The sequence below is a fragment of the Paraburkholderia sp. FT54 genome (genome assembly GCF_031585635.1).
GTDB lineage: Bacteria > Pseudomonadota > Gammaproteobacteria > Burkholderiales > Burkholderiaceae > Paraburkholderia.
On record NZ_CP134197.1, the window covers coordinates 57,147 to 69,409 of the forward strand.

The 12,263-nt window shown below is 60.9% G+C and carries 11 protein-coding genes and 1 pseudogene; 4 read left to right on the forward strand and 8 right to left on the reverse strand.

Annotated elements, in window-relative coordinates; genetic code table 11:
* Positions 1-46 precede the first annotated feature (46 nt).
* A complete protein-coding gene (gene fliE, locus RI103_RS33020) occupies positions 47-385 on the reverse strand; it encodes a flagellar hook-basal body complex protein FliE (protein ID WP_310819044.1) in 339 nt (112 codons plus the stop codon).
* A 386-nt stretch (positions 386-771) separates the two neighbouring features.
* On the reverse strand, positions 772-1,179 hold the full coding sequence (locus tag RI103_RS33025; RefSeq protein WP_310819045.1) for a DNA-binding protein: 408 nt from the start codon (positions 1,177-1,179) through the stop codon (positions 772-774).
* 454 nt (positions 1,180-1,633) lie between these two features.
* On the opposite strand from RI103_RS33025, the gene RI103_RS33030 reads away from it, so the two are divergent.
* Positions 1,634-1,948, forward strand: coding sequence for a DUF3303 family protein (locus RI103_RS33030; protein WP_310819046.1), 315 nt, complete (start codon positions 1,634-1,636; stop codon positions 1,946-1,948).
* Between the two features lie 443 nt (positions 1,949-2,391).
* Here the strand turns inward: RI103_RS33030 and RI103_RS33035 are convergent, their stop codons facing one another.
* Both RI103_RS33035 and RI103_RS33040 read right to left on the reverse strand, forming a co-directional pair.
* Positions 2,392-2,613: a hypothetical protein gene (locus RI103_RS33035; RefSeq protein ID WP_310819047.1), complete on the reverse strand. Its 222-nt coding sequence runs from the start codon at positions 2,611-2,613 to the stop codon at positions 2,392-2,394.
* 236 nt (positions 2,614-2,849) lie between these two features.
* Positions 2,850-3,073: pseudogene (locus RI103_RS33040) on the reverse strand (aldehyde dehydrogenase family protein); the annotation flags it as partial.
* Positions 3,074-4,163: 1,090 nt separating this feature from the next.
* Here RI103_RS33040 and RI103_RS33045 point away from each other — a divergent pair.
* Both RI103_RS33045 and RI103_RS33050 read left to right on the forward strand, forming a co-directional pair.
* Positions 4,164-4,493: a DUF4031 domain-containing protein gene (locus RI103_RS33045; RefSeq protein ID WP_310819048.1), complete on the forward strand. Its 330-nt coding sequence runs from the start codon at positions 4,164-4,166 to the stop codon at positions 4,491-4,493.
* An 84-nt stretch (positions 4,494-4,577) separates the two neighbouring features.
* A complete protein-coding gene (locus RI103_RS33050; RefSeq protein WP_310815546.1) occupies positions 4,578-5,729 on the forward strand; it encodes an IS110 family transposase in 1,152 nt (383 codons plus the stop codon).
* Between the two features lie 630 nt (positions 5,730-6,359).
* Here RI103_RS33050 and ligK read toward each other — a convergent pair.
* The 4 genes from ligK to RI103_RS33070 form a co-directional block, all read right to left on the reverse strand.
* Entirely contained in the window at positions 6,360-7,043 is a 684-nt protein-coding gene (gene ligK, locus RI103_RS33055; RefSeq protein WP_310819049.1) for a 4-carboxy-4-hydroxy-2-oxoadipate aldolase/oxaloacetate decarboxylase, read from the reverse strand.
* A 2-nt stretch (positions 7,044-7,045) separates the two neighbouring features.
* Positions 7,046-8,071: an amidohydrolase family protein gene (locus RI103_RS33060; RefSeq protein WP_310819050.1), complete on the reverse strand. Its 1,026-nt coding sequence runs from the start codon at positions 8,069-8,071 to the stop codon at positions 7,046-7,048.
* A 131-nt stretch (positions 8,072-8,202) separates the two neighbouring features.
* Positions 8,203-9,504, reverse strand: coding sequence for an MFS transporter (locus tag RI103_RS33065; protein ID WP_310819051.1), 1,302 nt, complete (start codon positions 9,502-9,504; stop codon positions 8,203-8,205).
* Entirely contained in the window at positions 9,497-10,357 is an 861-nt protein-coding gene (locus RI103_RS33070; protein ID WP_310819052.1) for an IclR family transcriptional regulator, read from the reverse strand. Before RI103_RS33070 ends, RI103_RS33065 begins: the two co-directional genes overlap by 8 nt.
* Positions 10,358-10,640: 283 nt before the next feature.
* Between RI103_RS33070 and RI103_RS33075 the strand changes: the two genes are divergently transcribed.
* Positions 10,641-12,224, forward strand: a complete 1,584-nt coding sequence (locus tag RI103_RS33075; RefSeq protein WP_310819053.1) for a methyl-accepting chemotaxis protein — start codon at positions 10,641-10,643, stop codon at positions 12,222-12,224.
* The last annotated feature ends 39 nt before the right edge of the window (positions 12,225-12,263 follow it).

The following is a 12,263-nucleotide window of genomic DNA, read 5'->3' on the forward strand; positions in this document are numbered from 1 at the left end:
CAGCGGCCGTGAGTATGCGTTCAGCGAGTTGCAGCGTGATGTTTCGCTACAACTGCGTCTGCATGATGTCGGTGTAGGCGCTTACGAGTCTATTACGGATCTGGAGTGATTCCTGAAACATGATGCCGGCCTTCGCCCCGTCGATCATCGCATCATTGAGCGAGACGTTCGGTGCGCCCACTTCGAATGCCTGCATCTCACCATTTGCCGACGCCTGACTGGCGCTGACCTTCGCGAGCGACTGTTGGAGTAGCTCCGAGAAGCTAACGGGGCCGGTCGCGGGCGAAACTAACGCCGAAGAGTCTGGCGACTGCGCATTCGTCGCCTCAGTCGCCATTACTTGCATCTGCTGCAGAGCAGATGCGATCGGATTTACGGGCACCATCGTTATCTCCTGTCATTACGACACGGGCAGACTTAACCTTCTAGAGCCGCACATGTGTGAGCCGGTTTCGTCTGTAAGAGCTCGCTTCTGGACCGCCATTCCAAGCGGCGAGTCATTATTGAGGGCTCTTCATGACGCTGAGCAGGCAGGCAGATTACGATTTTGTTATCTCGAAGCTCGCAACCACGATGATCGTGTGATCGACCGCTCCGACAAGTGGATGGTGTACCCAGGAAACCGGCCGTCCCGATGATGCTCACAACCGGACGGATCCACCGCATAACTTCAAGGACCTCAAGATCAGCGGCTTTCACCACCTTGGAAGCGCAAAGTACGGCGGTGAAAACGTCTCAGTCGTTAGCGCAGTACGGACGTACACATCCAGCCTATTCCGCGGGTGGTTCATTTCGTATCACCAGTTCCATGAATCCTGAACTTAAGTCGCGCTCCCGGGAGAAGCGATGTTCGGGAAGAAGAGCCAGCAATATTTCCGCAGTTGTACGCACCGTGCAACCGCGTCCCACATGACCACCGAACACTCGACCGCGCGGGTCGGCGACCGACATGTGCAGATGCGCTCCATCAGGTGATATGGATCCGGCGAGCGTCAGGATTTCCAGATCGTCGCGCAGCTCAGTCGGATCCTCGGCCCCGGCAAATCTCAATTGGGCAACGCTGAGGCTCCCGATGCCCTGGATCACGAAGGCCGCTTGCAACTTGACCTGACGAAGCACATCTTCTAGGGCGACACGCAGATCGTCGCCAGGAAAGAGACGCAAAGGATGTGCTTGCATCGCGCTGCTCCAGGCGGGGGTGGCGATGGGTTAGGGGATTGAGTTCGGCCACAACTGAGCGTCAGCTTCGCACATAACGCCGTCGTTGGGGCGGAAATCGGGCAACTCGGGCAGTTCGGCATCGGGACAGGGTTCCGGCCACGAACCGGCACTCGCAGTTACATTTCCATCGAATTCCTTTGGCGATGAGCTAAGCTAATCTGGTGGCGATCGGACCAACGCGGTCGTCTTTTGAAGCACGATCCGGGGCCGCCATCGCTGGTCGTCGTCGTACGTTGGCGTCCGCTTCTGAACACGTAAAAAGACCCTCACTGACCGCTTTGAAGCGGTGCATAAGAAGGGCCAAAAGCAATGGGCATTCGTCGCCGCTGCTCCAGTTGTTGCTTGCTGATTCGCTAGCCCGTCCAAAACGGTAAGCGTTCCGGCGACATCAATGTTTAAAAGGAGGATGGCAATGAAATACGTGATTAGCTGGTTCGAACGCACACAAGGTTCGCCTATAGAGTACGAGAATGCCCAGAAGCGAATCCTTGATGTATTCAGTCAGTGGAAGGCACCTGAGAACTTCAAGATCGAGTTTTTCGTGGTGCGTGTGGGAGAGTGGGGTGGGCACATGTTGGTTGACTGCGACGATCCGTTGACGGTTCACAAAGTTTGCTCGACATTCCCTGCGTTTGAATTTCGGGCGGATCCCGTAGTTGCCGTTGAGGACGCAGTCCGGGTCGAACTCGAAGCGATTGCCTGGCGAGACGGACTGAAAAGTAAGTGACGTCCCTTCACGGCGAGTGAACCCGAGACACGGTCCTCCCGTTTGAGGTGGCCAGCGGCGTGGCACTGCCGCCGAACTGCGGGCTAGACCCCCGCTCAGTCGGACGGCCAATGGCCTGCACCCGCGGGCGCGTGCATGAATGCGACGGTGTCCACTTCGTCCACCGGCCTTGGCGAGGGACGGCGTGTTTGTTCATGCCGTCTCAAAGGATCATATCGGTCCAGAGCCTGCCCGAGCGAAGAGCGGCAGCGTCAAATCGCTCGAGGTGATTCGTGGCTGCGATGATCAGGACATCTGGCGTGCGCCCGCCCGCACCATGAGCGCGGCGCCTGCTTTTTATGTCGAATATCTACGCATGACTAAACATGTGCGGTTTCCCCCGTCAGACGCGACAATGCCCCAGCGGCTTCTTGAACTGTCCAGGGCATCTACTCCATGCTGCTCTAGGGTGGCGGCCCGGCGGAGCCGTCGCAGTTCAGACCGTTCTGACGCCCGATGTTACCGAGATACTGCGAAAGCCCTTGAACGTAATCGCTCACCGTCATGCCGGCTTGGGCCTGTGGGCCGGGTGCACAGGCGCCGATAATTCCGCCGTGTACGTTCTTCATGGTTTGACGATCCAACGTCTCGACCTTGGATAGGTCCTGGATTGCGAGGGTAGTCATGGCAACTTTCCTGGAAAGCACGTTTAGGTTGGTTTGAGCAGTTTGGCTTGCTCGCCCAACATATCGCAATCATTGTGCCAGTTGGTCAAACACCATCAATAAATGAGGGATGACGCACCAGCGCTAGTCGTGACACGCAACCCCGCAGGCATTTGGAAAAAGGTGGATGGCTTTTAGCCAACTTCGAGCGGTATCTGTTGGCCTGGTGGCGACATTGCGCCGCTCACGCCCACGTGGTCGAAGTTCGTATCGTCGAGCACGAACACCGACGACTTGCCGCCGAGTTCTCGCGTCGCGCGTTTCAACGTATCGGCTCCGGCACGCAGAATCGTCTTGCCGACTGCCATGGAGCCGGTGAACGACAGTTTCGCGACATCCGGGTGTGTGAGCTGATCTGGTCGCCGACCTTTTCACCGCGCCCCGTAACGATGTTGAATACGCCCGCCGGCAAGCTGGGATCAACGCATTGACGTCGCCAAGGAACCCTGCCACTGGGGCGCACGTGAAGCAGGACACCCGGTGGACGTCGCATAGGCTTGTGCGAACTCTTTGGCGCGCTCTGGTCTCGCAAACAGAAAGCCCTGTGCGAGCGGCCGTGGACGCCTCTTCGACCAGCGCCGCGTTCTGGCGAGCATCACGAGCATGGGCGCCGAAATCATGAGTACCCTGTGTCTGTTTTGAATCCGACTGCCGCATCACATTGCGGTGTCAGCGTATCTTCACGGGGCATAACACCATCTTGTGGTCACAATGAAAAAATCTTCATGCGTGCCTTGATCGTCAAAAAGCGGTCGAACGTGGGGCATTCGCAGGCTAATGTCGAAGGGCTTGCCGTCGCACAAAACAAAGGCTGCGCCGCGAATAGGGGGCGTTGCTTGAACACGGCTGATCGGCTCATGCGCCCGAGAGCAGCGGGACAAGACTGTTGGGATGATAGGAGACCAGTACCCAGATGCACTGACGCCGCTCCGATATCCCGGATAAAGCCAGTGGCCGTAGGATGAGTTCCTCGAGATGAATTTATTTTCACGATTTCACAATCGACCCGCCAGGCGCAAGCGGCTACGCTTTCGCTTGACCGATCTGCAAACAGCCACCGCTCGAGGAATCGGTCGTACACTCTGCGCACTTGCGGATATTGCAAATGAAATACTTGGCGAGCGCAATGGCATTTGCCGGAACTTGACGGCAGCATCCGCGTTTGCACAGTCGACTCCCTCAGTCGACACGCAATCGACGAACAGAGCAACGTTGAGTGCGCCGAATTCGCCCGTTCGGATTCTCATCGAGTGAGCAATCTTTTGCTACGATGGGCAAGGACGCAGTTGAAGGTCCGCCAAACTCTCACCATCGCCTGGGCAAATACCGCTTTGGCATGACCTTCGGGTGAACGACAACGATTCTGCGGCGGCTTGCTTCAACAATCCGGATGCAAGCGAGTGGTCGCGGAAGAAGCAGGTGAAGCGCACATCGAGCTTGCCCGCATTTTGGTGAGCGTTGGCCGCGTGAGTCCGACGCTCGCAAAACCTATATTACGTTAGCCTATCATCATGATTTACGTAGACGAATTGAGAAGCGGCGCCTGGAGCGCTCGCGGTCAGCAAGCCCAACATTGCCGGCTGTTTTCGGACGATCCGACGCCCGATGCGCTGTTTGCAATGGCCTTGCAAATTGGACTTGATCCCGCCTCATGGATCCCCGCACGCGCGGCCGACGGCACCTTCACGCCGAAGGGTGCGCCGTACTACTGGATTCGCCTCGACGTGCGAGCGAAGGCTGTCGCTGCCGGCGCACTGCGCCTGAAGAACAAGGACGCGGACCGACTTCTGGCGCAAGTCACGGTCGATGTCTCGAACATGCCAATGCCGGTTGCGGACTAGATGCTATGTGGGAGGGCAGCGACAGAAAGCCCGACTGGAGTAAAACGGGACTTGCACACTCGTTTTCTCCGAAGGAGCACGCAAATGGATACGCCTGACACAGCCCTCCGTGGGCAGAATACGACGGCAGGTGGCCGCCTGTACATGGCTTTTGAACTGGGCGAGAAGAACTGGAAGCTCTCACTCGGTGATGGCCAGCGCGCGCCCAGCCGCTGTACGGTCGCCGCCGGCGATACCGCCGCGGTTCTCACCGCCATCGCCAACGCCAGGGCGCGTTGCCATCTCGGCGCCGACGCACCCGTCTACAGCTGTTATGAAGCAGGCCGCGACGGTTTCTGGCTGCACCGCTGGCTGGCTGAACAGGGCATCGTCAATCTCGTGGTGGATTCGGCCAGCATCGAGGTGAACCGCCGTGCGCGTCGCGCCAAGACAGACCGGCTTGACAGCGACAAGCTGCTGTCGATGCTCATGCGCTATTACGCGGGCGAGCGGCGCGTGTGGGCGGTGGCACGCATTCCCACGCCCGAGCAGGAGGACGACCGGCGCCTGCACCGCGAGCTCGAACGCCTGCGCAAAGAGCAGACCGCACACACCAACCGGATCCGCTCCCTGCTGGTACTGCACAACCTTCGGGTCCGGTCTGTCGGCGGCCGCATCTGGACGCACTGGTGGACCCGTCAGCGCGAGTTGCTGGCGCCCGGTCTGCGCGCCGAGATTGACCGCGAATGTGAGCGGCTCGTGCTGGTGCACAAGCAGATCCGTCTGCTCGAAGTGCAGCAGGAGCGGCAGGTGCGCAGCGGCGCACATCCCGGCATGGCGCTGCTCGCACAGCTTGCCGGCATCGGTGCCGGCAGCGCGTGGACGCTCGTCAGGGAACTGTTCGGCTGGCGGCAGTTTCGCAACCGCCGCGAAGTGGCCGGCTGTCTGGGCCTGACGCCCACGCCGTACGCCAGCGGCACCAGCGAGGTTGAACTCGGTATCAGCAAGGCGGGCAACCGGCGATGTCGCTGGCTGATGGTCGAGCTCGCCTGGAGCTGGCTGCGCCTGCAGCCCGGCAGCCAGCTCAGCCACTGGTTCAACGAGCGCTTTGCCGGTACCGGCAAGCGGATGCGGCGCATCGGTATCGTCGCGCTCGCACGCCGTCTGGCGATCGCCCTGTGGCGTTATCTCGAGCACGGCGAGATCCCCGCCGGTGCGCTACTCAAACCGCGCGACGTCAACACCGTGAGGGCCTGAATCACTGAATGACATCGGATGCAGCAACAGCATGTAAAGGTCAACGCGCCCGGAACACGCTCGGGCTACCCATTGCGGGTGGCCGTTTCCCTAGATGGGGCGCGTCGGTAACAGGGTAGCGCCAGCGCTTCGCGCATGCGGCATGAGGTGACCGGCCTGTCAGGCCGGCACGGATAGAAGGTCGACCCGGCACTGACCGGTCAACAGACACCCTGACCTGAATGACATTGACATGCCAAGGCTGCAACAAGGTGTACGCGATGAGCTTCGGTACCGTCCTTTACGCAACGGTCTCTACGGCCGGCCTGCGCCTGGTCATGGTAGGTGACCGCGCAGGCCGGCCGTAGAGACCGGACAAGGAGGTTTACTTCGCATAACAGAATGTTTAGAACCGGGCTTGACTTTCAGCTCCCCATAGAAGGGCGTGTTCGCACCAACCGCAGTTGAGCGTATCCCGATTCGACAAACGGACGTCACGTTCGTCCCCTTTATCGACTTCGCACTCGTCGTCGATGGCCTCGGAAGATTGAGGAAAGCGTTCAGCGATACCTCGGCGCGATTGAAACCGCAGACCGGATTAGGAAAATCCGGTTAAGTACTCCGCTGTTAACTCTGGCCGTGCCGACTTCGTCAGTCGATGTAGCGCAGGCCGAGTTCCTTCAGAGGCTCGCGCATCTGGTACATGTCGAGACCGAGCACGCCTGACGCGAGCTTCGCACGCTTTTGAGCTTCGTTTGCCTCGCGTGCGCTAGCTTTTTCGAGCGTCTCCAGCCCCTTTGCGGAGGGGACTACGGCCACGCCATCCTGGTCGGCAACGATCACGTCACCGGGCGTCACGAGCGCGCCCGCGCAAACGACGGGGATGTTGACCGAACCGAGCGTCGCCTTGATCGTCCCTTTCGACGAAATTGCCTTGCTCCAGACAGGGAAGCCCATCTCGGCGAGCACGCTCACGTCGCGCACACCGGCGTCGATGATGAGCGCACGCGCGCCGCGGGCCTGGAAGCTCGTCGCGAGCAGGTCGCCGAAATAGCCGTCGGTGCAGTCGGCCGTGACCGCGGCGACAACCACGTCGCCGGGCTGGATCTGCTCGGCAGCGACGTGCAGCATCCAGTTGTCGCCGGGATGCAGCAACACCGTGACCGCCGTGCCCCATGCATGTGCGCTAGTGTAGATAGGCCGCATGTACGGCTTGAGGAGGCCCGTTCGGCCCATGGCCTCATGGACGGTCGCGCTGCCGAGCGCGCCGAGACCATCCGCAATGCGGCTGTCCGCGCGCGTGATGTTGCGATAAACGACTCCCATTTCGTACATATTCAACGTCCTTGTGCCTGGAGGGTGCTGTGCAGCCTTGGATAGACGCGCCGCGCGTTGCCTTCGTAGATTTTGTAGCGCTGTTCCGGGTTCATGTCCGCAGCTTCGACGTAGCGCTTCGTATCGTCGAAATAGTGGCCTGTCTCGGGATCGATGCCGCGCACCGCGCCGATCATCTCGCTCGCGAACATGATGTTATCCACGGGAATCACGCGCGTGAGCAGGTCGATGCCGGGTTGGTGGTAGACGCAGGTGTCGAAGAAGATGTTGTTGAGCAGATGCTCCTGCAATGGCGGCTTCTTCATTTCCTGCGCAAGGCCGCGGAAGCGTCCCCAGTGATACGGCACCGCACCGCCGCCGTGCGGTATCACGAAGCGCAGCGTTGGAAAATCACGGAACAGGTCCGATGTGAGGCATTGCATGAATGCCGTCGTGTCCGCGTTCAGGTAATGCGCGCCGGTAGTGTGGAAGCACGCGTTGCAGCTCGTGCTCACATGGATCATCGCAGGGATGTCGTACTCGACCATCTTCTCGTAGATCGGGTACCAGTAGCGGTCCGAGAGCGGTGGGCTCGTCCAGTGGCCGCCTGAAGGATCGGGATTCAGATTGATCGCGACGTTGCCGTACTGCTCGACGCACTTCACGAGTTCGGGGATGCAGGTGCCGACATCCACACCGGGGCTCTGTGGCAGCATCGCTGCCGGAATAAACTGCTCGGGAAAGAGCTGGCTCACACGGTAGCAAAGCTCATTGCAGATTGCGGCCCACGTGCTCGACACGCTGAAGTCGCCGATGTGGTGTGCCATGAAACTCGCGCGCGGGCTAAACACGGTGAGATCCAGGCCGCGCTCGCGCATGAGGCGCAGCTGGTTGGTTTCGATCGACTCGCGCAGTTCGTCGTCGCCGATGTGCAGCCCGGACGCCTTGGGCATATCCGATGAATGGCCGATCGCGGCAATCTGGCGGTTGCGCCAGGTCTCCAGCGCCTTGGGGGCGGTTGTGTAGTGACCGTGTATGTCGATGATCATCTAATTGCTCCTGGATTCGTATTCGGCGCGGTGGAGGAAGAACCGTCGCGCGCCGACTGATCTGCCGCGATAGCGGGCTGCGTTGCGAAATCGCTGGCTAACGCGAACCGCAACGCTACGGCCCGCAGTCTTCAACGAGGCAATGCGTTATCAGCGCGCATTTCGGGGATCGTGCTCCCGGCCTCCGGATCGGCAGACCCGGTGACGTCCGTTAGCACCCGCCCCCGCGTTTCGGGCAGCAGCAGCGCGGCCGTGACGACGAGCAGATACGAGACGCACGCGCACAATCCCATCGCCGCCCCGAGTTCGAGCTTCGCGCTCAGTACGCCGACCATCGTCGGCATGACCGCGCCGATCGCACGGCCCGCGTTGCCGCACAGCCCTTGGGCAGAGGCACGGATGCGCGTCGGGAACAGTTCGGCGATGTAGGCGCCGGTGCCCGCAGCCGTGCCCGACTGCAGCGTGCCGAGCACGAAGCCGAGCATGAGCGTGACCGGCAGAGTGATCGGCGCGAGCGTGTAGATCGCAACCGCGATGGCCTGCAGACACGCGATCACGATAAAGGTACGGCGTCGCCCAAAGCGGTCCGCCATCCAGCCGTTGAGGAACGCGCCGGCGAACGAACCGAGAATGTTGATCGCCAGATAGCCGCCGACGTTCGTGATCGACAGGTGCAGCGCGAGTTTCAGATACGCGGGCAACCACGTGATCATCACGTAGTTGCCGCCGTAGATGCCGAACGTCAGCAGGATCGCCTTGAGCGTGGTGGCACGCATCGGGCCGTCGAACACCGCCCAGATGCCCGGACGTTCGGCGGCGTGTTCGCGGCGCTCTTGTGCGAACAGCGGCGCTTCCTCGACATTGCGTCGAATCCACAGCACGAGCAGCGTCGGCAGGAGACCAATCGCGAACAGCACGCGCCAGGCGAGCGACGATTCGAGTGAGCTGAAAAGCAGTGTCGACAGCAGCACGGCCGCGCCGTAGCCGATCGCCCAGCCTGCCTGCAGCGAGCCTACCGCGCGGCCGCGCACCTGCGGACGGATCGTCTCGCTGATCAGCACCGCGCCCACGGCCCACTCACCACCGAAGCCGAGGCCTTGTAGGCCGCGCGTGAGCATCAGTTGCCAGAACGAGTTCGTGAACGCGGACAGCACCGTGAACGCTGAAAACCATAAGATCGTGATCTGCAGCACGCGCACGCGGCCGTAGCGATCCGCGAGAACGCCCGCGACCCAGCCGCCGAGGGACGCCATGATCAACACGGTCGTACCGAGCACACCCGCCTGACCACGCGTCATGCCCCACAGCGCGATCAAGGTTGGGATCGCGAGCGCGTACATCTGCGTGTCCATCGCATCGAGTCCCCAGCCGCTAAAGCACGCCCAATAGGTGCGCTTCTCGGACTTCGTCAACTCCGTGTACCACTTAAACATGCTTTTTCTCCCCCGCCTTGCCGGATGGCAAAGATCGTTTATCTTTTGATTGATGCCGGACGCGCGTCGTTCGACCGGCCGTTCCTGCGCGTGGCTCCGCGCTCATGGCCGCGGCAGCCAGCAAGGGCGCAGCATCGCCGCCCAACGCCGCTGTCACGCGCGCCGCGAACTGCAGCAGCGACGGACGATACCGCTCCATTTCTTCGATGCCCATGCGCGCGGCCGGTCCCACGATGCCGAGCGCACCCACCAGTTCCTGCCCGACGCGAAACACTGGCGCGGAAATACCGGCCGTCTCTGGATCGCGTTCGCCAATCGATAAATACACGCAGCGCGCACGGATCCCGTCGTAGGGTTCACCGCGCTTGCCCGAGAACGCGAGCAGCACGCGCCCGCCCGCGCCGCGGTCGAGTGGCTGCACGTCGCCCTGTTGGACCTCCGCCCGGATCGAATGGCGCGACGCAATACGATATAAGCACACGCGATGATCGCGCTCTCGGACGTGAAAAGAGACTGCCTCGCCCGACACCGCGCTCAGCTCTTTCATGGCGGGCAGCAGGATGTCGCGCAGATCGAAGCCGGCCTGGTAGACGGCACTCAAATGCAGCGCGGACGAGCCAATCCAGTAGCGGCCGTCTTCCAGCCGGGTCAGGAAACTGTGGTGACAGAGCGCCTGCGCGAGTCTCGACAACGTGCTCTTGTAGAGGCCCGTTCGCTCCGAAAGCTGCGTGAGCGTAAGGGGTTCGTCGTCAAGGCGAAATGCGAAGAGGATCGACGCCGCGCGATCGAGCACGTCAATGCCGCTGGGTGTCACGCCTTGCGGCGTGCGTGCGTTCTCACTGCTGCGGGCCATGGGACTTTTCTTTTGGTTCTATCTGATAGAACTGCAATTCGTTGGATGGAACAAATGCTATTACACATAATTGACCAGTGTCAATCGCAAGCCATGTCCGCAACTGCGCGTGCCGGGGCCGGGTTTGGCAGAACAGGACAGATTGGCAGATGTGGGATCGCGCCACCGCACAGGCTTCGGCAACTATCAAGACAGTCCGCAATCGGCCGTTATCCCAATTGGCATCAGCAGGCGTCAAGACCTGCTGGCGAGATAACGGCAGAATAAGAACGGACCAACCAACATGCGGACTCCTTCGGTCGGTGAGCGAAGAAAGCTCACCCTTAATCAAAAACTTGCGTCGACGATCGTCGTTCTATGGATCGGGCTGTTGTCCATCGCGGTCGCGGGCATCTGGCAGACACGCGAGGCAATTCTGGCCGAGCGGCAACGGCAGCTCTCCGCACTGATCGATCAGGCGATGAGCGCGATCGGTCGTTTTCACGATGCTGCCGCGCGGCACGCGATGAGCGAGGCCGAAGCGAAGCAACAAGCTATCGCGGTGCTTGCATCGTTGCGATATGGGAAGGACGGATATATCACAGTGTGCGATTCCCAGGCCCTCATCGTCATCAACCCCCTCAAGCCGGAAATCACGGGCAAAAGCATGGCGGCGATGACCGATTCCAATGGCAAACGCTTTTACTCAGATCTCATCGACGCGGCCGGCAACCCGCAAGGCGGCTTCGTGAGCTACTACTGGCCGAAACCCGGTGGTGCCACCCCCATCGAGAAGCTCGCTTACGCCCGACGCTTCAGGGACTGGGACTGGAATTTGTTCACCGGTGCGTATATGGACGATATCCGGGATACGGTAGTTGACTGCGCGTTGCGGTGGATCGCCGGCATCGTCGTGTTGGGCAGCCTCGCTACGTTGGTTATGGCGCTTGCGCTGAGAAGCGCTCGGCGGTCGATCGGAGGGCAGATCGAATTCGCGGTAGAAACCGCTCACCGCGTCGCCCTGGGGGACCTTGCGGTTCACGTGCCGGTCGCCGACGGTGACTCTCGCAGCCTCATGTACGCATTGCACAAAATGCATGATGGTCTGGTGACCGCCCTGGTGGGCGTGCGCACGAGTGCCGAGAATATTGCGCTCGGCACCTCGGAGATCGCAGCGGGAAACGGCGATCTGTCGCGAAGGACTGAGCAGCAGGCCTCGGCGTTGCTCGAGACCGCGGCGAGCATGAACCAGATGACGGAGAATGTCAGGGGCAATGCCGAGAGTGCCACGTTTGCAGCCAATCTTGCAAACGACGCGGCGGGAATCGCAATGCGCGGCAGCAGCGTGATCAGCGAAGTGGTTCGGACCATGGATGCAATCACGGCGAGTTCGAAAAAGATCAACGAGATCACCGCCGTCATAGACGGTATCGCATTCCAGACCAACATCCTTGCGTTGAACGCTGCAGTGGAAGCGGCACGGGCGGGCGAACAGGGCCGCGGGTTTGCCGTCGTTGCCTCCGAGGTCCGCAGCCTCGCCCAGCGGTCGGCGACGGCTGCCAAAGAGATCAAGCAGTTGATCGAGGCATCTGCGTCCACCATCCAGCAAGGGGTCGGCCAGGTCTCCACAGCCGGGTCCACGATGGGGGAGATCGAGCGTGCGGTCCGGCAAGTCAATGACATTCTGCGGGAAATCAGCCACGCGTCGCAGGAACAAAGCGAGGGAATTCAGCAGGTGAACGTGGCCGTGAGTCAGATCGACAAGGTTACCCAGCAGAACGCTGCACTTGTCGAAGAGGCCGCTGCTGCGGGACAGTCGTTGAAAGACCAGGCGACGGCGCTGCGGGAGGTTATCGGTCGGTTTTCGTTGCCCGGGACGAAGGAGTAATGTAAAAGCAACGCGGCCGGTTGGTTCTTTCCGCGGGGA